The organism is Porticoccus sp. W117 (assembly GCF_030341905.1).
Classification (GTDB): domain Bacteria; phylum Pseudomonadota; class Gammaproteobacteria; order Pseudomonadales; family Porticoccaceae; genus SCSIO-12696.
Genome location: NZ_JATAAF010000008.1, coordinates 114328 through 134351, shown reverse-complemented (window position 1 = coordinate 134351; position 20024 = coordinate 114328). Strand labels below are relative to the sequence as shown.

Below are 20024 nucleotides of genomic sequence, written 5' to 3'. Positions count from 1 at the left end.
GGTATGGGGTTAATGCACTACTCCGGGAGTTGAAGTGAGAAACAACTGCCTTTAAACGACAAAGCCTCCACTCAAAAAGTGAAGGCTTTGAAGTCGGCCGTTCGAAAACTGGTTTTTACACAGTCTCGTTACCGCGGCGTTTTTTTATATTTTGAATTTTTATTTTTTTAAAACTGCATTTCCGGCACATCATCCGGTACCACCAATTCTCCTCCGGTCTTGGCAACAATCTCTTCAACCGGCACGCCAGGTGCACGCTCTTTAAGGTGGAATTTGCCGTCTTCAATTTCGATATAAGCCAGATCGGTAACCACTTTTTTAATGCAGCCAGCGCCTGTCAGGGGCAGGGTGCACTTGGGCAGCAGTTTGGAATTGCCGTGTTTGTCCGCGTGGGTCATGGTGACGATAATATTGTCGGCACCGGCTACCAAATCCATGGCACCGCCCATGCCTTTAATTAACTTGCCGGGGATCATCCAGCTGGCAATATTGCCTTCCACGTCCACCTCAAAGGCACCCAGCACTGTTAAATCCACATGGCCGCCACGGATCATGGCAAAGGATTCGGCGGAGGAAAAAATAGATGCACCGGTAGCCGCCGTGACGGTCTGTTTTCCGGCGTTAATCATATCGGCGTCTACTTCCTCCTCGGTGGGGAAGGGGCCCATACCCAGCAGGCCATTTTCCGATTGCAGCATCACTTCCATGCCTTCCGGCACGTAGTTGGCCACCAAGGTGGGAATGCCTATCCCTAAGTTTACGTAGTAGCCGTCTTGCAGTTCGCGCGCCACGCGCATAGCGAGTTGTTCACGAGTCAGTGACATGTCTTTTCTCCTTATGCCTGGCGTACGGTGCGTTGTTCGATACGCTTCTCGAACGTACCTTGAATCACCCGGTTCACGTAGATACCCGGTGTGTGGATCTGCGCAGGATCTAGTTCACCGGGTTCAACAATTTCTTCTACCTCGGCCACAGTAATTTTCCCGGCAGTAGCCGCCATAGGGTTAAAGTTTTGTGCGGTGTGGCGATAGATCAGGTTGCCGTAACGGTCTGCCTTCCAGGCTCTGACAATAGCGAACTCGCCGGTAATGGACTCTTCCAGAATGTGTTGGTGACCGTTGTACTCCCGTACTTCTTTGCCTTCACCAATTGGAGTGCCGTAGCCGGTGCGGGTAAAAAACGCGGGAATGCCAGCGCCGCCAGCGCGCATTTTTTCCGCCAATGTGCCCTGCGGTGTCAGCTCTACTTCCAGTTCGCCGGACAGCAATTGCGTTTCGAACAAAGCGTTCTCGCCCACGTAGGAAGAAATCATTTTTTTGATTTGACGATCTTCCAGCAAAATACCCAGGCCAAAACCGTCCACACCGGCGTTATTGGAAACCACGGTTAATCCGCGAGTGCCCATTTTTTTTATCTGGGCGATCAGGCCTTCGGGAATGCCGCACAGGCCAAAACCGCCTGCGATAATGGTCATATCGTCTTCAAGGCCAGCCATTGCTTCCTCGTAGCTGGTGACGACTTTGTCAAAACCGGACATGGAGTGCTCCTATCATTTTGTCATCCCCGCGCAGGCGGGGATCCATCCTGCGGACGGTGGATTCCCGCCTGCGCGTGCGCGGGAATGACGATTTCTTTTCGATTAACAGGCCGCTGTTGTTGCCTGCGCTACTTTGGAACCGTTGGTGCGATTCAGTTTGCCAACAATAAAGTTGCCGGCATCGATTAATTTTTGCAGGTCAGTACCGTGCTCAATGCCTAAGCCGTCCAACAGGTAAACTACATCTTCGGTGGCGACATTACCGGAAGCGCCTTTGGCATAGGGGCAGCCGCCGAGGCCAGCCACCGAACTGTCTACCACGCTCACGCCCATTTGCAGGGCGGCGTAGATATTGGCGATGGCCTGGCCATAGGTGTCGTGTAAGTGCACTGCAAGCTTTTCCAAAGGCACATCCTGAGCGCAGGCAGCTACAACCTGCTGGATTTTAGCGGGGGTGCCGACGCCAATGGTATCGCCGAGGGAGACTTCGTAGCATCCCATGTTGTAAAGGGCTGTTGACACTTCGCGGACTTTTTCCGGGGCTACCTCTCCCTCGTAAGGGCAGCCCACCACGCAGGATACGTAACCGCGCACCGGCAGGCCTTTTTCCTTGGCCGCTGCCATAATTGGCTCAAAGCGTTCCAGGCTTTCGGCAATGGAACAGTTGATGTTTTTCTGGCTAAAAGACTCGGAGGCAGCAGCAAAAATAGCCACTTCGCTGGCATTCACCTCCAAGGCTCGCTCGAAGCCTTTCATGTTGGGTGCCAAAGCAGCGTAGGTAACGCCTTGTTTGCGTTTAACCCCCTGAAACACCTCCTCACTGCCCGCCATTTGCGGTACCCACTTAGGATTCACGAAAGCGCCTGCTTCGATATAGCTGAGCCCAGCATCCGTAAGGCGGTCTATCAGCTCAATCTTGGTGGCGGCATCAATGGGTTGCTTTTCGTTTTGCAGACCATCGCGAGGGCCGACTTCGACGATTTTGACCTTAGTGGGGAGTGAGGAGCTGCGTAAGTTGGTTCTTGAGTCTGTCATGTTTCTTTACTCTGATTTGAAAGGTCGCACGTCTGACGTCGCACGCTAAAAGCACCATTCTATGTAGGTCGGGCTTTAGCCCGACACCGCGGTTGTTGTTGAGCTGTTTGACGGCCTGAAGGCCGACCTACAAGGTACTTGGTTTTAGCGTGCGGCGTGCGACGTCAGACGTGCGGCCACTAACCAAGTACCTCAAAAGCCACCAGTTCACTGCCACCGTCGACAAGATCCCCCGGCTGATAGTAAAACTCAGTCACTTTCCCAGCTGCTGGCGCGCGAATGGTGTGTTCCATTTTCATGGCCTCCATCACCAGCAGGGGAGCATCCGCTTCCACTTCGGTGCCCACTTCCGTCAGCAGGGTGACAATGGTGCCGTTCATGGGGGCGGTCATACCACCTGCATTGTCACTACCATCGGCGTCGCCGAGATCCGGCTGTACCAGCGAGAAGTGCAATGCCTGCTCGGCGCTGAACAGGGTGTACTGACCGTCGTGTTCGCTGGCGGTGATGCGCTGGCGGAAACCGTCGATATCCGCGTAGAGCTCATCGCCATTCAGTTCGCCGCTGGCTAGAACACAGTGATCGCCACATCGGATTTTATAGCGGCTGCCTTTGTGCTCCTCCACGGTGACTGAATGGCTCTGGCCATTGAGATCGATTTCCAACGAGTGACTATGTGTCTCGTTCAGGCGCCAGGCATTGGGGCGGCTCCATGGCGAGTACCGGTCGTTGCTGCCATGGGCTTGATACTGCGCTTGCTGGTCCTGTTTCAATACCAGATAGAGCGCCGCCAATGGTAGGTATTGGTCTGAGTCGCTGTTGCTGGTATGAAAGATCGCGTCGTGGTGTTTTTCGATAAACCCGGTATCCAGATCTGCATCGCGGAACGGTTTACAGCTGGCCAGGTTGTACAAAAACTCGGTGTTGGTGGTCATGCCACTGATGCGGTATTCCGCTAGCGCGGTGGTCAGACGGTTGAGGGCACGGTCGCGGTATTCATCCCACACAATCAGTTTGGCGATCATCGGGTCGTAGAACACGCTGACTTCGTCCCCTTGCAGCACGCCAGTGTCCACACGCACATGCTCTGATTCCATCGGTGGCTGCAGGTAATTGAGGGTGCCGGTGACTGGCAGAAAGTCGTTGGCCGGGTCTTCCGCGTAGATACGGGCTTCAAAGGAGTGGCCGTTAATGCGCAATTCGTTTTGTTGCAATGGCAGCTTTTCCCCTGCTGCTACTCGCAGTTGCCATTCCACCAAATCCTGACCAGTAATTTTTTCAGTAACCGGGTGCTCTACCTGCAAGCGGGTGTTCATCTCCATAAAGTAGAACGAGCCGTCCACATCCAGCAGGAATTCCACGGTGCCTGCCCCCTGATAATTAATGGCCTGGGCGGCGCGCACGGCCGCTTCGCCCATGTTGGCGCGCAGCTCGTCGGTCATACCTGGGGCGGGTGCCTCTTCAATGACTTTCTGATGGCGGCGCTGTACGGAGCAGTCGCGTTCAAACAGATAAACCGCGTTGCCGTGACTGTCGCAGAACACTTGCAACTCCACATGGCGAGGTTGGGTGAGGTATTTTTCCACCAACATTTTGTCGTCGCCAAAGGCGTTCATGGATTCCCGCTTGGCGGCGGCCAGTGCCTCGTCAAATTCATCGGCGCTCCACACCTGGCGCATGCCTTTGCCACCACCGCCAGCGGCGGCTTTCAGCAGCACCGGGTAGCCCATATCGTCGGAAGTTTTACGGAGAATCTCCGGGTTCTGGTCGTCACCGTGGTAGCCCGGTACCAGTGGTACCTGGGCATTCTCCATAATGGTTTTTGCGGCGGATTTGGAGCCCATGGCCTCAATGGCTTCAATAGGCGGGCCGATAAACACAATATTGTTGTCGGCGCAGAGCTTACAGAATTCGGCGTTCTCCGACAAAAAACCGTAACCGGGGTGAATGGCCTGAGCGCCGGTTTTCACGGCGGCTTCAATGACCTTGTTGCCGCGCAGGTAAGAATCCCGCGGTGCCGGTGCGCCGATATGTACCGCTTCGTCTGCCATGGCCACGTGCAGAGCATCTCGATCGGCATCGGAATAAACGGCGACGGTTTTAACGCCCAGTAAACGAGCGGTTTTGATAACCCGGCAAGCGATTTCGCCGCGGTTGGCGATCAGTATTTTGGTGAACATAATTATTGCTCGTCGTTAATCCAGTTCGGCTTTCGTTTTTGCAAAAACGCCTGCAACCCTTCCTGGCCTTCTTCTGACACCCGAATCGCTGCAATTTGTTCGCAGGTGTGTTCGATCAATTCCGCAGTCAACGGTTTGCCCGCTACATCAAACACCAATTGCTTGGCGGCGCGCACTGCTTGCGGGCTGTTGGTCAGCAGGTTGTCGATCAATTGGTCGAGTTCTTTTTTCAGATCTTCTTCGTCCACCACCTTGCTTACCAGGCCCAAGCGCCGAGCGGCTTTGGCGCTAAAGCGTTCTGCGGTGGTAAACAGGCGGCGCGCGGCGCGGGCACCGATGGCGTCGATCACGTAGGGGGAGATGGTTGCGGGGAGTAGGCCAATCTTGACTTCACTCAAACTAAAGCTGGCGCGGCTGGCGGCGACGGCCATATCGCAACAACTGATCAGACCCACTGCGCCACCAAACGCAGCTCCCTGTACCCGGGCAATGGTGGGTTGGGGCAGGGTGTTGAGCTTGCGCAACATTTCCGCCAAGGCGTGAGCGTCGCGCAGGTTCTCTTCGTAGCTGTAGCTGGCCATACGCTGCATCCAGTTTAGGTCAGCACCAGCGGAAAAACTGCGGCCCTCGGCGGCCAGTACCACAATGCGCACATCGTCCCGCTCTGCTAGTTGTGCGAACAGGCTGTCCAGCTCGGCGATAATGGCGTCATCGAAAGCGTTGTGCTTTTCCGGGTTATTTAGCGTGACGGTGGCTACACCACGATCGTCAATGTTTAGCAATACAGCGGTCATGTTTGTGCTTCCATTTACATTCTAAAGACACCGAACTTGGTGTCGGCTATGGGCTGATTTAACGACGCGGATATTGCCAAACCAAGTACGTTGCGTGTCTCTGCCGGGTCGATCACGCCGTCGTCCCACAGGCGGGCGGAGGCGTAGTAGGGGTGCCCCTGATGTTCGTAGTCGTCGATGATGGGTTGTTTGAACTCTGCTTCGGCTTCCTCGCTCCACTGCTCACCACGGCCTTCTTTCTGATCCCGTTTTACCTGTGCCAGTACACCGGCGGCTTGAGGGCCGCCCATGACCGAGATGCGGGCGTTGGGCCACATAAACAGGAAACGCGGGTCGTAAGCACGGCCGCACATACCGTAGTTACCCGCGCCAAAGGAGCCACCGATTAATACGGTGAATTTGGGCACTTGGGCGCAGGCGACTGCGGTTACCATTTTGGCGCCGTGCTTGGCGATGCCGCCGGCTTCGTACTGCTGACCCACCATAAAGCCGGTGATGTTCTGCAAAAATACCAATGGGATTTTGCGTTGGGCACACAGCTCCACAAAGTGGGCGCCTTTTTCGGCAGACTCGCCAAACAAAATACCGTTATTGGCAACGATGCCCACCGGGTAGCCATGGATGCGGGCAAAACCGCACACCAGAGTGGCGCCGTACAGAGCCTTGAATTGATCGAATTCGGAGCCGTCCACCACACGGGCAATGACTTCGCGCACGTCGTAGGGTTTGCGGGAATCGTTGGGTATCACCCCGTAGATTTCCTCTGGATCGTATAGCGGGGCTACAGGTTCGGCGATATCCAGCTGTTCTGGTTTATTGCGATTTAACCGCGATACCGCCTGACGTGCCAGCTGCAAGGCGTGGTGATCGTTCTGGGCGTAGTGATCTGCTACTCCAGAGGTGCGGCAGTGCACATCGGCGCCACCCAAGTCTTCGGCGGAAACCACTTCGCCGGTAGCGGCTTTTACCAGCGGCGGGCCACCCAAAAAGATGGTGCCCTGTTCCTTCACAATAATGGATTCATCCGCCATGGCGGGGACGTAAGCGCCGCCTGCGGTGCAAGAGCCCATGACCGAAGCAATCTGAGGAATGTTTTTGGCGGACAGGTTGGCCTGATTAAAAAAGATACGGCCAAAATGCTCGCGATCTGGAAATACCTCGTCCTGGCGGGGCAGGTTAGCACCGCCAGAGTCCACCAGGTAAATACAGGGCAGATTGTTCTGGTCGGCGATAGTTTGTGCGCGCAGGTGTTTCTTTACAGTGAGCGGGTAATAGGAGCCGCCTTTTACCGTGGCGTCGTTGGCCACGATAATGCACTCTTGGCCTTCCACTCGGCCAATACCGGTAATAATACCCGCCGCCGGTACGTAATCGTCGTACACCTCCCAGGCGGCCAGTTGTGACAGTTCCAGAAACGGCGAACCGGGATCCAGCAGGGCATTGATGCGATCGCGAGGCAGCAGCTTGCCGCGAGCGACGTGTTTGTCACGGTATTTTTCACCACCGCCCAGTTTAATTTGCGCCAGCTTAACGCGCAGGTCGTTCACCTGCTGTTGCATGGCTTCAGCGTTGGCGGTGAAGTCGGATGAGCGGGTGTTTATTTTGGATTTGATGGTGGCCAAGGTGCGCACTCCGTTAGTGTAACGGTCGCACGTCTGACGTCTCACGTCGCACGCTAAACCCAACGAGCCCTGCCATTCTCGCTTAGGCGTGAATCTATTTGGCTACTTCGTCAGATCCATGGATCCCCGCTTTCGCGGGGATGACGCATTCTTTCTGACAAGGTGCTTGGTTTTAGCGTGCGACGTGCGACGTGCGACGTGCGACCCAGATCTTACTCTGTCTCTTTAAACAATTCCCGGCCAATCAACATCCGCCGAATCTCGCTGGTGCCAGCGCCGATTTCGTACAACTTGGCATCGCGCAGCAAACGACCGGTGGGGAATTCGTTGATATAGCCATTGCCGCCCAGAGTTTGGATCGCTTCCAGTGCTACCTGGGTGGCTTTTTCGGCGCAGTACAAAATCACCCCGGCGGCGTCTTTGCGGGATTCTTCGCCGCGGTCGCAGGCTTTGGCCACCGCGTACAAATAGGCACGGCAGGCATTGAGTGTGGTGTACATATCGGCAATTTTGCCCTGCATCAGCTGGAACTCACCGATGGCGCGGCCGAACTGTTTGCGGTCGTGAATATAGGGCACCACGATATCCATGCAGGCCTGCATAATGCCGGTGGGGCCTCCGGACAGTACCGTGCGCTCATAATCCAGGCCACTCATAAGTACCTTAACGCCTTCGCCTTCTTTGCCAAGAATATTCTCCGCAGGTACGCGAGCGTCTTCAAACACCAACTCACAGGTGTTGGATCCGCGCATGCCCAACTTGTCCAGTTTTTGCGCCTGGGTGAACCCCGGTGTGTCGCGCTCCACGATAAAGGCGGTGATACCGCGGGAGCCTTCGCCGGGGGCAGTTTTAGCGTAGATCACATAGGTGTGGGCGTCGGGGCCATTGGTGATCCACATTTTGTTGCCATTGAGCACGTAGTGGTCGCCGTCTTTGACGGCGCGCAGCTTCAGGCTCACCACGTCGGAGCCGGCGTTGGGTTCGGACATGGCCAAAGCGCCGATATGCTCACCGGAACACAGCTTGGGCAGGTATTTCAGCTTTTGTTCGTGAGTGCCGTTTTTGTGAATCTGGTTAACACACAGATTTGAATGTGCGCCGTATGACAGGCCGATAGACGCGGATGCGCGGGAGATTTCCTCCATCGCCACCACGTGGGCCAGGTAGCCCATATTGGTGCCGCCGTACTCTTCGGCCACAGTCATGCCCAGTAAGCCCATTTCTCCCAGCTTTTGCCATAAATGGTTGGGAAACTCATTCTTAAGGTCGGTTTCTTCGGCGATGGGTGCAATTTCCGCCTGGGCAAACTGGGTTACTGCATCGCGCAGCATGTCGATGTCTTCGCCCAGGTCGAAGTTCAGGGTGGGGTAATAAATGCTCATGGTTGGTTTCCGTTCAGTTGCTCCCTGCAGATGCGCTCGGCTTCGTCGAGGTCGGTCATCAGCAGATTGATTTCTTCCAGTTGGTGCTTTAAGTGTTGGCGTTGTTGCTCAATACCCTGCAACAGGCTTTGTAACTGTTCTTTGTTACCGCTGGCCGGGTCGTACATTTCGATAATGTTGCGGCTTTGCTCCAGGCTGAACCCCAAGCGCTTACCCCGCAAGATTAACTTTAGCTTGGTGCGGTCACCGCTGCTGTAAATCCGCGTCTGCCCCTTGCGATCTGGAGCCAACAGGCCGATGTCCTCGTAGTGGCGGATGGTTCGAGTGGTGATATCGAACTCCTGAGCCAGTTGGGAGATGTTGTAAGTGTGTTGGTCGGGCATGGGGGAAGTTTACGTTAACGTAAACTAATCTGCAACGGGTTACAAGCTGCGGGCGGCGAGCAGTTTGGGTGGGTGCTGTTAGTTGTGAGTGTTAAAGCAGTTTGTTGTTATGGGGGGCAGTGCGCTGATGGGCGGGTTGGCTCAGGACTGCTCGTGGCCCGTAGCCCGCGGCTCGTTGCTGATTAAATACCGCAGCTGCTTATCCAGCAGCCCTTGATACTCTTTGGTAAACCCGGTGATTTGATGCAAGTCGGCGCTTTCTGATAGCTCGTCGCTGTTGATAGCGTCGCTGAGTGAGTGGTGCAGGCTGGTGGCGCTGTCCACCAGTATTTGTTTGGCGTGGCTTTGTTGGGCCAGGCGGGCGACTTCCAGTTCCCGCTTTTCTCGCTCAAAATCATTGAGCAGTGCAGCGCCGGCGGTGGCGGGGCTGAGTTTTACTGCCGCTGACAATTCCATGGCCACTCCCTGAGCGCGGGCGTAGTGTTCGGCCAGTTGCAGCAAAATTTGCGCACAGAACAGAGCCCGCGCCGGGTGGTCGCCAGTTTCGGTATCGCCGCCAAATTCGATAAACAAAGTCTGATCGCGACCGGCCCGGCGTTGGCCTTCGTACAGCGTTGCCAGGTGATCAAGATCGTCGTCCAGCTTGTTCAACAGGTTTTGGAACTTCTCTTTGCTCAGCTGCACTTCAAGCTTCTTCAGGTTCTTGCAGTGCAGAGCCATAGTAGCCATTTGCAGGGCGCTTTCTTCCTCGGGCTCCTGTTGCTCGTTGCTGGCGGTTAACAGCGGCTCCAGGCGTTGCTCAAGCAGCTCCAGCTCATTGCCTTTCTGTTCCGCGCCAGGGTCGCCGGGCAAGCGCTCTGTGACGGCTGCCAGTTGCTTCGACAAACGGCGGCCTGTTAACAAGGCTCCGGCTACCAGTAACAGAGAGAATCCAGCCCATACAGCCAACACCCAATCCAGTGGCTTGCGATAGCGTTCTAACAGCGTATCAATGCTCAGGCCAACGCTGGCGGTGGCGGCGGTACGCCCTTCAATCACCACCGCCTGGCGATAGGTTTTCAAGGTTGTTGTATCACCGCTATGGGCCAGCTGGCGTTGTTGGCCATTGAAAATGGTGGCAGTCGAGGCTTCTGTTTGCCGCACTAGGTGATCCACGTGTACCTGCAAACTGACCAGATCGTTATGGAGGATGTAAGGGCGAATGATCTCTGCGGACTGTGCTGCCAATGCTTTGCCCAAGCGGTCACTCTCCGCTTCTGCAAGCAAGCGTGTTTGCCATTGGCCCAGTAGCAGGATCAACAACCCGGCAAGCAGGCACAGCACCAGCGTAAACAGCGGCAGACGAACGGCGAAAGAGTGTGTGGTGGCCATGGATGTCCGTATATGACAGGTCGGGCAAAGGCGCAATAATAACCGCTGCGTCGGTCGACGAAAATTGATTCGGTCAAATTTTACGTTTTTGCGCCGTGCAACATTGAATGGCTGGTACCAAGGGCCATAAAATACGCGGCTTTGTTTGCCATTGATGGATGTGCACCATGTTAAATGCCAGGGTAACTCTGCAGGCTGCTGAGATTGATCAGGCCTTGACCCAGCAAATCGAAACCTTGTTTGTAGCCCACGACTTTACCGTGGTGGAACGCCAGTGGTTGGCTCAGCGTGACGACCATAGCTGCCTGCAATGGCAGGTGGATGGCCCGGAAAACATGCAGCCGGAATTATTGGTGTCCTTGCGCAGTGAAGCGGAACAGCGGGGCGCTGATGTGGCCTTGCAAATGAACGCGCCGGACAGCAGCCACTACGGCCTGGCGGTGTTCGATATGGACTCCACCCTGATTCAGGCAGAAGTAATTGACGAGTTAGCCAAACGGGCTGGTGTGGGTGATCAGGTATCCGAGATTACCGAAGCTGCCATGCGTGGCGAGCTGGATTTTAAGCAGAGCTTTGCCAAGCGCCTGGGCTTGCTGAATGGCCTGGATGTGTCGGTGCTGGACAGCATAGCCGACTCCCTGCGCCTGTCCCCCGGCTGCGAACGTCTGATCTCAACCCTGCACAAGCAGGGCATCAAAACCGCCATTGTTTCCGGTGGCTTTAACTACTTTGGTCGCTATCTGCAGCGCAAGCTGGGCTTTAATTATGTATTCGCCAACCAGTTGGACGTGGTGGATGGCAAAGTCACTGGTGAAGTCAAAGGCGACGTAGTGGACGGCAACCGCAAAGCAGAGTTGTTGCGTGAGCTGGCTGCCAAAGAAGGCTTGGAATTGGATCAGGTAATCGCTGTAGGTGACGGTGCCAACGACCTGCCTATGCTGGGCATCGCCGGGCTGGGGGTGGCGTTTCATGCCAAGCCGTTGGTGCGGGCTACCGCCAAGCACACTATTTCGCATATGGGGCTGGATGGAGTTTTGTATATGTTGGGGTTGGGAGAATAAGGACATTGAGAGGTAGAGAGATGCAGTATCCATCTAAATATTTTTGTGGTAAAGGGGTTGAAATATTCTCTTTATAGGGGTAAGTTTTTTCGCGTGTAGGGAAGTGCTGTTTATGGAGTTGTAATGAAAACGGATTTATTTCGCAGGGAAGCGGTAGAAAATAAGTGCCACAGCCTATGGGGTAGTACCCTTCTCGTACAGCCCGCCAGTTTCAAATTTTTTACAATCATTCTCCTCGCAGTTGTTTCATCTCTCGTTACTTACCTGATTGTTAGTGAATACAGTCGTAAAGAGACTGTGCGTGGTTATATTGTCCCCGACAAAGGTGTCGTCAAGGTATACCCACTGAGCAATGGCTCATTTCGAAAAATATGGGTTAAAGAAGGTGAGTCAATAATTAAAGGTCAACCTTTGTTCCGGGTGGATAGTGGTCGGCGTACCAATAATGGTGAAGTCGGCAAATTGATGTTGGCGGAGTTAGATGCCCAGAAAAAACAGATTGAACAGCAAATCCAACTTCAAAAATACCAGCGTGACGACCGTGAAAAACGCATCAATAGCGATATTTCTACCCTTAAAATTCAGCTGTCAAAAGTAGAAGAGCAGGTTGGTCTGCAGCGACAATTGCTGGTTCTACAGCACGAGAAGCGAGATCGCCATCAAGCGCTTTTTGACAAAAAAATGATCTCCGAAGTCGATATGGCCCGGCTCGATGAAGGTTGTTTACTGCAAAAAAATAAATTGCAGGAACTGGAGTCATTGCAGCTTGGGCGTCAGCAGGAGTTAAAGCGTTTACAGCATGATTTGCGCGAACTGCCTGTCGTTACATCTCAGCGTTTGTCAGAACTGCAATCATCCATTTTATCCATAAATAGACAGATCCTGGAGGCTGATATTCAGGCCAGTCAGATGGTTAATGCGCCTGTTAGCGGACGAATTACTTACTTGAATGCCCGTGAAGGACAGTTTGCAAACGGCCAAATGCCGGCATTGGCAATATTGCCAGAGGGCGCGGAACTTGCAGTAGAACTTTACGTGCCAACGCGGTCGGTTGGGTTTGTGGAGCGGGGTATGAGCGTCAAGCTCCGCTATGATGCCTATCCATATCAAAGATTTGGTAGTCATTTTGGGTGGGTTGCCAGTTATTCGAAAACGGTACTAAGTCCCCGCGAAATCACTGCACCCATCAATTTGGAAGAGCCAGTATACAGAGTGCTTGTGAGGCTCGATAGCCAATCCATAGAGGCTTACGGGAAAGAGCTGCCATTGCAGCCGGGGCTGGCCTTGGAGGCAGATGTAATTTTGGATAAACGCTCATTGTTTGAGTGGATTCTGGAGCCGTTATACAGCTTGAAAGGCCGCGTTTAAAAGGTCGTAGTCAAGAGGACGCATGGATGCCTGTAATATCAGATGCCGCTAATTCAAGGCATAATCCTAGTAATTTACTGCGCTTTTCCGGTCGCAAGAGATTGCCCCTTATATTGCAGTCAGAAGTTGCTGAGTGCGGTTTGGCCTGTTTGGCTATGGTGGCAAATTTCTATGGGTATCGCACGGATTTGCCGGCACTTCGGAGAAAATTTTCAATATCGCTAAAAGGGGCTACTCTGCGTTCTTTGATGCAGATAGGCGAACAACTGGGGATGCGTCCTAGGGCTTTGCGGCTCGAGTTGGAAGAACTCAGCGAGTTGCAAACTCCCTGTATTTTGCATTGGGATATGAACCATTTTGTGGTACTGAAATCCATTCGAGGCAATAAAGCAATTATCCATGATCCCGGCACGGGTGTACATTCCATATCTCTCAGGAAGATGGGTTCGCATTTTACTGGCGTTGCCTTGGAATTGTCACCTATAGAAAAATTCTCTCCTCAGCAAGATGCTCGCAAACTACGTTTAAAAGAGTTTTGGGCTCAAACATCTGGTCTGAAAGGCTTTTTGATTCAACTTCTGGTGCTTTCTTTGGTATTGCAAGGATTTGCGCTGCTGAGCCCGTTTTATATGCAGTGGGTAGTAGATGAGGTGTTACTCAGCCACGATAAAAGCCTGCTTCTGGTGCTGGCCTTGGGATTTGGCCTGCTCATGTTGCTCAATGTCATGGTGACTGCTTTTCGCAGCTTTGTGGTTATGTATCTTGGGGCATCTTTCAGTTTTCAGGTGGCCAATAACCTGTTGCGACATATGTTGCGTTTGCCCCTATCATTTTTTGAATCTCGGCATATCGGCGACATTGTCTCTCGGTTCGGTTCACTGGGCAGTGTGAAAGAGCTGCTAACCAATGGGTTAATTGAGGGAATTATCGATGGTTTGATGGTAGTGGCCACTCTAATACTGATGTTTTTATATAGTCCAACACTGACATTTGTGGTGCTGGCAGCAGTGGTTATATATTTTGGATTGAGGCTTGCTTTGTTTCGTCCTTTACGCCAGTTAACTGAAGAAGAAATTGTGGCTGGTGCCAAGGAGGACTCCAACTTTATGGAAACGATTCGGGCCATGGAGGGCATCAAAAGCTTTGGCAGAGAATCTGATCGCCAGCATCTGTGGCAAAACTGTAGCGCAGACAGAATTAACCTGAGTGTGCGCATAGGCAAGTGGAATATCTCTTTTAATGCCATCAATGGTCTGCTATTTGGTATTGAAAATATAGTTGTGATTTATCTTGCAGCAACCATGGTTCTGCAAAACAGTTTTACTGTTGGCATGCTCTACGCGTTTATGTCCTATAAGGGACAATTTAGTGGTGCAATTAGTGGGCTCGTTGACAAGGTAATTCAATTCAAAATGCTGGGGCTTCATCTGCAACGCTTGTCGGATATAGCATTGGAAGAGCCTGAATTGGTTGCAGAACAAGAGATTGTTGCAATTGAGCTGGGTAATAATCACATAAAAGGAAGATTGGAATTATGCGGTGTAGGGTTTAGCTATTCAAACGATGGCCAGGCGGTATTGCAAAAAATAAATTTGGTAGTGGTTCCAGGTGAGTCTATCGCTATTGTCGGACCTTCTGGCGGAGGTAAGACTACTTTACTAAAAGTTGCTGCCGGTCTTTTTCGGCCCACTAGTGGCACTGTGAAAATTGACGGTCTGGATGTCCGCCAAATGGGACTAAAAAATTACCGTCGACTAACTGCATCTGTTATGCAGGATGGGCAGCTGTTATCAGGATCATTGGCAGACAATATTTGCTTTTTCGATCCGGAAGCTGATCAGGAAAAAATACAGCGGTGTGCGCAATTGGCGTCTATTCACCGAGATATTGTTTCTATGCCTATGGGCTACAATAGCCTGATTGGGGATATGGGAAGTAGCTTGTCTGGTGGTCAAAAGCAACGTGTGTTGCTGGCTCGCGCTCTTTACGCAGATCCGAAAATATTATTTTTAGATGAGGCTACCAGTCATTTGGATCCGCAAGCTGAGATTGCAGTTAACGAAGCGATAAAAAAATTAAACATTACAAGGATAGTTGTGGCACACCGTCAGGAAACTATTCAGTCTGCTGATCGAGTGTTTGTTTTGGTCAATGGAGAAGTCAAGGAGGTGACGTATGACTTGGGTGTAAAAGCTGGTATTTGAAGTTTTTTGAAAATCCTACTTACTTTCAAATTTGAGGAACTTATTATGCGTGAATTAACTGTTAATGAAGCAGAAGATGTGGATGGTGCAGTTTTTAATATTTTAGGAGGAGCACTTATTGGTGGTCTCGTGACCGGAGCAGGAGCTGCGCTTGCTGGAGGTTCTTTTTGGGGTGCTTTTGGAGCAGGTGCTGTCTCAGGCGCTCTAATTGGTTCTGGTGTTGGTTTGGTGGGTGCGGCTGTAACAGGTGCATCCGGATCTGTAGTTGGAGGTGTAACGCTTATCGGTTTGGGAGGTGCTGTTGGCGTGACGGGTGGTTTAGCAGCTTCTTGTCCGCCTGGGACTAGAGCGCAGGGCCATGATGGCCGTATCTATTGTGTTAGGTAAAGTTATGCCCCGGTAATTCCGGGGCGTTTAATTAATGAATGGCGGTCTTATGAATAATTATTTTTTTTTGTATGGGATATTTTCGGTGGTTATTTCATCTTTGACACTTATTGTTATCCCGAAAATTTTAGATAAAGGCGATAATTTATCTTTAGTGAGATGTCTTTGCCTGTGTCAGTTGGGCTTTCTTATACTTTATCTTTTTATTGGTAAAGGTATTGTATTTTCGTTGGGCGCATCACTTTTAATGACTTTTTTGGTGCTGGTTGGTGGTATAGCTTTTAAAAAAATCAAATCTTGGCAGCAAAGGCCTAAGTAATCTCTGGTACTCCCAACCGCGCCGTCAACACCAACAACCCCACCCGCTGCTGTAACAACTCAAATTCCGTCTGTATCCGCGCTAAATTCCCCTGTTCATACTCCAATCGCACTTCTACCAAATCAGGCAGGGTGCGGGTGCCCAGTTCGTATTCCATTTCTGCGGCATCCAGTTGTTTGCGGTATTGCTCCACTACGGTTTCCCGGCTTTTGAGTTGCCGTTCCAGAGAGGAAATGCGGTACCAGGTGATATGCACTTGTTCCCGCAGTTGGCGGCGGGCGTCTTGCAGTTCGCTGCGGGCGGCGGCTTCGCGGGAGGCGGAGCGTTGTTTGCGCGCGCCCAGGGCGCTGCCGGTGTAGAGCGGTACGGATACGTCGATGCCGATGCGGTCTTGAAATTCAAAGTCGCTACCGCTGCCCAGAGAGGAATAAGAGGCAATGCCCACCACGTCGATAATGGGCAGGCGGTTGCGTTTTTCCCTCTGATATTCGGCATTAAAACTGTCAGCGCGGTTTTGCAGGGCTTTGATCGTGGGACTTTCATTCAATGCCAGACTGACGGCGGCTTCGCTGTTGGGCAGGGTGTGTACCTGAGCGTTCAGATAGCCGCCCAAGTCGTTGCTGGGGCACAGGTCTTGTTCGTTGCCGGTGTTGATGGCGATGCGGGTTTGCGCCTGTTGCAGCTGGAATTGCAGTTCCAGATAAAACGCCTGGGCGTCTGCCAGTTGTGCCGCTACGTCGGCTCGCTCGGATAAGGTGGCACCGCCCTGATCCAGCAGCTTGTCTACGGATTCCAGTTGCTGACGAAAGTAGTCACGTCGTTCGGCGGTGATGTCCAGTTGTTTTTGCACGTTCAGTGCCGCTAAAAAGGCGAGGGCGGATTCCTGAGCGGCGGCCAGTCGCGCCAGACGGATGTCTTCTTTACTGGCTTCCAGATTGCTATTGGCGGCACGGCGGGCGTAGCGGGCATCGCCAAAATCCAGAACCCGCTGGGAAATGCGCAGGCCAATCTGGTTTTGGATGGTGCTGTCCACCACGTCGGTATTGCCGCTGCCGGTGCGGCCAAAGGCGTTGATCTGGGGTTTATACAGGGATTTTGCTTCCCGCAGGTCGGAGGCGGCTTCGCGGCTGCGAGCGCGTGCCACTGCCACAGCCGGATCCAGCTTGGCGGATAAGGCCAGAGTCTGTTCAAAGCTCAGACAACTTTGTTCTGCTACCGCACTGGTAGCAGATGCAAACAGTGCAAAGGCAATCAATGATTTTTTCACGATGAACGCAGCCCCTGGAAGATGGATTTACCTAGCGGCTCGAACAAATAGTCGAACATGGTGCGGCTGCGGCCAGAAAAGATAAACGCATCCACCGGCATGCCGGGGGTCACGTCGATATTGTTGGCCCGCTGCATTTCGTCGGCGGGAATCAGTACCCGCGCTTCGTAATAGCTTTGTGAGGTGGTCGGGTCGGTTTTCAGGTCGGCGCTGACGTCCAGCACCTTGCCTTGCAGTTGCGGTGCCTGCCAGCCTTTGTAGGCGGAGATTTGCGTACGCACGGTTTGGCCTTCAAATACCGACGCCCGCTGCTGCGGAGCAATGCGTATAGAGGCCGTGACTTCGCCGATATTGGGGATAATTTCCATAATGGTTTCGCCGGGGCGCAGCACGCCGCCCACCGTAGCGAACTGCATATTCAGCACTTCGCCGGATACCGGCGCGCGAATTACCGAGCGATCCAGCACGTTTTGAGTAGAGCTCAGGCGTTCTTCCACCGCCTGCAATTCAGTGCGTGTTTCCAGCAAGGTGGCGGATATCTGCTGGCGGAAATTGGCCCCAGTTTGGCGGATTTGCGCTTCCAGATCCCGCTCCGAGGCGGCGGCGTTTTGCTTCTCGCTGTGCAGCTGGGCGATTTCTGATTCCAGGTTAATCACCTGGCGTTCGATATTGGTGGCCTGGTCGCGGCGGGCGAGGCGTTGTTCCAGCATGGTGTTGATCAGCTGGTACTCTTCGCGCGCGGCTTTCAAGGCGCGCTCCACAATGGTGATTTGTTCGCTGCGGGCTTTTTGGGTTTGCACAGCGGCGTTGCGACGGGCTTCCAATACCGCCAAGTCGGCGGCCTGGGCGCTTTTTTGCTGGTGAAATAAATCCCATTCCCGTTCGATAATATCGCTGCGTTCCTGCTCTCCCAACGCCAGTTTGTCGAGCAGGGAAAAGTCTGGCTCGGCGTCGGTTTGCTTCAAGGATTGCAGTCGCTCTACTGACGCTGCCAGAGCAGCGTATTCCTGAATGGTCAGGTCACGGCTGGCGAGGGATACAGTGTCTTCAAGAACCAATACCACCTGGCCTTGCTCCACCCACTGGCCATCGCGCACGCGAATCTCGCTGATAATGCCCCCTTCCAGGTGTTGCACCACCTTACGCTGGCTATCCACCACCACTTTGCCGGAAGCGGCGATGCCTTCTTCCAATGGGGCAAATGCGCCCCACAGCAGAAAACCACCGAGGCCAATCAGGCACACCAGAGCGGTGCGTACCACGCGCTTGTCACTTTTCGGCGTCAGGTGAATCATGCTTTTGCTCCCACTTTGGCTTTAGTAGCAGACTTGCTGGATGGAGAGATGGATTGCAGATAGTTTTTCGATTCCGCCGACAACACTGAGCCGTTGCGAATTAACAAGGTAGTAGCGGTGGCGGCAATCAATCGGCGATCGTGGCTGGCAATTACAATCACAGCACCAGCTTTAGCCACGGCCTGCAGGCTTTGAATAACCGCTTGCCCGGCTTCCCGGTCCAGATTGGCGGTGGGTTCATCCAGCAGCAATAGAGCCGGCTCGCCAAACAGGGCGCGAGCCAGGCCGATCAATTGCCGTTGCCCAGCGGATAATTGGCCGCTGGAAGTGAGCTGGGTGTCGTAACCTTGTGGCAGTTTCAAAATCATCTCGTGGGCACCGGCGCGTTGGGCGGCGGCGAAAATCGCCTCTGGCTCGGCGTCGCTCATACGGGCGATGTTTTCGCCCACAGTGCCCGGCAGCAATTCCACGTCTTGGGGAACATAGCCCACGTACTGACCCCGGTCGGCGCTATGCCAGCTGTGAATGTTGCGATTGCCCAGTGCGGCGCTGCCAGAGAGTGGTTCCCAAGCGCCCGCCAGGGTTTGCAGCAGAGTGGTTTTGCCTGCGCCGTTGCCGCCTACCAAAGCCACCAGATCGCCCTCGTTCACTTGCAGGCTAAATGGGTGCACCATCGGCTTGTTGCTGCCAGGGGCGGCTACGGACAAACGATCCAGGGTGAGTTGGGCGCTGGGTCTGGGTAGCGGAGTGAATGCCTGTTGTGCCAGGTCGTTTTCGCGAGTGCTTTCCAGTTGCTGCCAAGCCACGCGGCACTGGGTAATGGCGCGCCAGCTACCGACAATCTGGTCGATGGGTGCCAGCGCACGGGACAGCACAATGGAGCCGGCAACAATCGCCCCCGGTGAAATCTCCTGACTGATGGCCAAGGCGGCACCGGCGCCGAGAATAAAGGTTTGCAGAATTTGTCGGGCAGAACGGGAAATGGAGCTGAAGGTGCCTTCGCGGGCGCTACCTTCCAGGTTGAATTCCCGTGCCACTTCTTTAGCGGTGCGCCACTTTTGCAGGGCGTTTTGACACAAGCCCATGGCCACCATGGCAGAGCGCTGCCGGGCAAGGCCAGATGCCAGTTGGTGAGCCTGAGCGCTGGCGTTCAACGCTTTTTCGTTGGTGCCGCGGGTACTCATTTCTGCGGCTACCGCCACCGCAAAAATAATGGCACCGCCACCCAGGCCGATAAAGCCGATTACCGGGTGCACCAGAAACAACACCAGAAAAAACAGCGGTGTAAATGGCAGGTCAAAAAACGGTGTTACCAAATGGTTTTGGAACAGTCCGCGAATTCGTCCCAGCACGTTGAGGTTCTGCGACAGCTTGTCACCGGCGCTGTGTTTTGTTTCGAACTCCACAAAAATCTGTTCGGATATTTTGTCTTCAATATTCTCCGCCGCCAACGTGCACAAACGCCGCCGTCCCATTTCCGCTGCCGCGTAAATAGCCAGCAAAAATACCGCCAGCACGGTGAGCCAGATCAACGTGTCGCTGGAGCCGGAGGTCAGCACCCGGTCGTACACTTGCAACATATACAGGGGGGACACCATCAGCAGAATATTGATGGCCAGGCTAAAGCCCAGAAACGGCTTCAAGAAGCCGGGAATTTCCCCATTAATGGCTTTTAACCAGCGCATAAAGCCGCTGCTGTTGCTCTTATCGGTGCCGTTACCGGCGGCGGATTTTTCGGGCATATCGGCGACTCACTGTGGGCGGTTTTTGTTTTGTACCCGGTGAGTGGTGGGTAATTCCTGTTTGGTTCAAAGGGAAG

At 53.5% G+C, this 20024-nt stretch carries 17 protein-coding genes; 5 read left to right on the top strand and 12 right to left on the bottom strand.

Annotated elements, in window-relative coordinates:
• Window positions 1–167 precede the first annotated feature (167 nt).
• From QSV34_RS08290 to QSV34_RS08250, 9 genes are all read right to left on the bottom strand, one after another.
• Complete coding sequence (locus QSV34_RS08290; protein WP_289153647.1) at window positions 168–824, bottom strand: CoA transferase subunit B; 657 nt, start codon at window positions 822–824, stop codon at window positions 168–170.
• A gap of 11 nt (window positions 825–835) precedes the next feature.
• Window positions 836–1537, bottom strand: a complete 702-nt coding sequence (locus tag QSV34_RS08285; protein WP_289153644.1) for a CoA transferase subunit A — start codon at window positions 1535–1537, stop codon at window positions 836–838.
• A 102-nt stretch (window positions 1538–1639) separates the two neighbouring features.
• Complete coding sequence (locus tag QSV34_RS08280; RefSeq protein WP_289153642.1) at window positions 1640–2572, bottom strand: hydroxymethylglutaryl-CoA lyase; 933 nt, start codon at window positions 2570–2572, stop codon at window positions 1640–1642.
• Window positions 2573–2751: 179 nt separating this feature from the next.
• Window positions 2752–4752: an acetyl/propionyl/methylcrotonyl-CoA carboxylase subunit alpha gene (locus tag QSV34_RS08275; RefSeq protein WP_289153640.1), complete on the bottom strand. Its 2001-nt coding sequence runs from the start codon at window positions 4750–4752 to the stop codon at window positions 2752–2754.
• Window positions 4753–4754: 2 nt separating this feature from the next.
• The gene (locus QSV34_RS08270) at window positions 4755–5546 is read right to left on the bottom strand and encodes an enoyl-CoA hydratase/isomerase family protein (RefSeq protein WP_289153638.1); all 792 of its coding nucleotides are present in this window, start codon (window positions 5544–5546) and stop codon (window positions 4755–4757) included.
• A gap of 14 nt (window positions 5547–5560) precedes the next feature.
• Window positions 5561–7168, bottom strand: coding sequence for a carboxyl transferase domain-containing protein (locus tag QSV34_RS08265; protein ID WP_289153657.1), 1608 nt, complete (start codon window positions 7166–7168; stop codon window positions 5561–5563).
• Window positions 7169–7380: 212 nt separating this feature from the next.
• Window positions 7381–8550 carry an isovaleryl-CoA dehydrogenase gene (locus QSV34_RS08260; protein WP_289153635.1) on the bottom strand — a complete coding sequence of 390 codons (1170 nt, stop codon included), beginning with the start codon at window positions 8548–8550 and terminating at the stop codon, window positions 7381–7383.
• A complete protein-coding gene (locus QSV34_RS08255; RefSeq protein WP_289153633.1) occupies window positions 8547–8933 on the bottom strand; it encodes a MerR family transcriptional regulator in 387 nt (128 codons plus the stop codon). The genes QSV34_RS08260 and QSV34_RS08255 overlap by 4 nt, the downstream gene beginning before the upstream one ends.
• 141 nt (window positions 8934–9074) lie before the next feature.
• A complete protein-coding gene (locus tag QSV34_RS08250) occupies window positions 9075–10304 on the bottom strand; it encodes a hypothetical protein (protein ID WP_289153631.1) in 1230 nt (409 codons plus the stop codon).
• A gap of 167 nt (window positions 10305–10471) precedes the next feature.
• On the opposite strand from QSV34_RS08250, the gene serB reads away from it, so the two are divergent.
• The 5 genes from serB (at window position 10472) to QSV34_RS08225 (ending at window position 15643) form a co-directional block, all read left to right on the top strand.
• Window positions 10472–11365: a phosphoserine phosphatase SerB gene (serB, locus tag QSV34_RS08245; RefSeq protein ID WP_502929000.1), complete on the top strand. Its 894-nt coding sequence runs from the start codon at window positions 10472–10474 to the stop codon at window positions 11363–11365.
• 123 nt (window positions 11366–11488) lie between these two features.
• Complete coding sequence (locus QSV34_RS08240) at window positions 11489–12733, top strand: HlyD family secretion protein (protein WP_289153629.1); 1245 nt, start codon at window positions 11489–11491, stop codon at window positions 12731–12733.
• 26 nt (window positions 12734–12759) lie between these two features.
• Window positions 12760–14937, top strand: coding sequence for a peptidase domain-containing ABC transporter (locus QSV34_RS08235; RefSeq protein WP_289153627.1), 2178 nt, complete (start codon window positions 12760–12762; stop codon window positions 14935–14937).
• A 6-nt stretch (window positions 14938–14943) separates the two neighbouring features.
• Window positions 14944–15324 (top strand): hypothetical protein, encoded by a 381-nt coding sequence (locus QSV34_RS08230; RefSeq protein WP_289153625.1) that lies wholly within the window; start codon window positions 14944–14946, stop codon window positions 15322–15324.
• Between the two features lie 49 nt (window positions 15325–15373).
• Window positions 15374–15643: a hypothetical protein gene (locus QSV34_RS08225; RefSeq protein ID WP_289153623.1), complete on the top strand. Its 270-nt coding sequence runs from the start codon at window positions 15374–15376 to the stop codon at window positions 15641–15643.
• Here the strand turns inward: QSV34_RS08225 and QSV34_RS08220 are convergent.
• Genes QSV34_RS08220 through QSV34_RS08210 form a run of 3 tightly spaced genes read right to left on the bottom strand, consistent with a single transcriptional unit; the run spans window position 15636 to window position 19947 of the window.
• Window positions 15636–16910, bottom strand: coding sequence for a TolC family protein (locus QSV34_RS08220; RefSeq protein WP_289153622.1), 1275 nt, complete (start codon window positions 16908–16910; stop codon window positions 15636–15638). The genes QSV34_RS08225 and QSV34_RS08220 overlap by 8 nt on opposite strands.
• The gene (locus QSV34_RS08215) at window positions 16907–18205 is read right to left on the bottom strand and encodes an HlyD family type I secretion periplasmic adaptor subunit (protein ID WP_289153620.1); all 1299 of its coding nucleotides are present in this window, start codon (window positions 18203–18205) and stop codon (window positions 16907–16909) included. The genes QSV34_RS08220 and QSV34_RS08215 overlap by 4 nt, the downstream gene beginning before the upstream one ends.
• Window positions 18202–19947, bottom strand: coding sequence for a type I secretion system permease/ATPase (locus QSV34_RS08210; protein ID WP_289153617.1), 1746 nt, complete (start codon window positions 19945–19947; stop codon window positions 18202–18204). Before QSV34_RS08210 ends, QSV34_RS08215 begins: the two co-directional genes overlap by 4 nt.
• Window positions 19948–20024 lie beyond the last annotated feature (77 nt).

Bases quoted from the DNA above. Each gene is read 5' to 3' on its own strand.
- QSV34_RS08290 (WP_289153647.1), bottom strand. From the start codon at position 824: ATGTCACTGACTCGTGAACAACTCGCTATGCGCGTGGCGCGCGAACTG.
- QSV34_RS08285 (WP_289153644.1), bottom strand. From the start codon at position 1,537: ATGTCCGGTTTTGACAAAGTCGTCACCAGCTACGAGGAAGCAATGGCT.
- QSV34_RS08280 (WP_289153642.1), bottom strand. From the start codon at position 2,572: ATGACAGACTCAAGAACCAACTTACGCAGCTCCTCACTCCCCACTAAG.
- QSV34_RS08275 (WP_289153640.1), bottom strand. From the start codon at position 4,752: ATGTTCACCAAAATACTGATCGCCAACCGCGGCGAAATCGCTTGCCGG.
- QSV34_RS08270 (WP_289153638.1), bottom strand. From the start codon at position 5,546: ATGACCGCTGTATTGCTAAACATTGACGATCGTGGTGTAGCCACCGTC.
- QSV34_RS08260 (WP_289153635.1), bottom strand. From the start codon at position 8,550: ATGAGCATTTATTACCCCACCCTGAACTTCGACCTGGGCGAAGACATC.
- QSV34_RS08255 (WP_289153633.1), bottom strand. From the start codon at position 8,933: ATGCCCGACCAACACACTTACAACATCTCCCAACTGGCTCAGGAGTTC.
- QSV34_RS08250 (WP_289153631.1), bottom strand. From the start codon at position 10,304: ATGGCCACCACACACTCTTTCGCCGTTCGTCTGCCGCTGTTTACGCTG.
- serB (WP_502929000.1), top strand. From the start codon at position 10,472: ATGTTAAATGCCAGGGTAACTCTGCAGGCTGCTGAGATTGATCAGGCC.
- QSV34_RS08240 (WP_289153629.1), top strand. From the start codon at position 11,489: ATGAAAACGGATTTATTTCGCAGGGAAGCGGTAGAAAATAAGTGCCAC.
- QSV34_RS08235 (WP_289153627.1), top strand. From the start codon at position 12,760: ATGCCTGTAATATCAGATGCCGCTAATTCAAGGCATAATCCTAGTAAT.
- QSV34_RS08225 (WP_289153623.1), top strand. From the start codon at position 15,374: ATGAATAATTATTTTTTTTTGTATGGGATATTTTCGGTGGTTATTTCA.
- QSV34_RS08215 (WP_289153620.1), bottom strand. From the start codon at position 18,205: ATGATTCACCTGACGCCGAAAAGTGACAAGCGCGTGGTACGCACCGCT.
- QSV34_RS08210 (WP_289153617.1), bottom strand. From the start codon at position 19,947: ATGCCCGAAAAATCCGCCGCCGGTAACGGCACCGATAAGAGCAACAGC.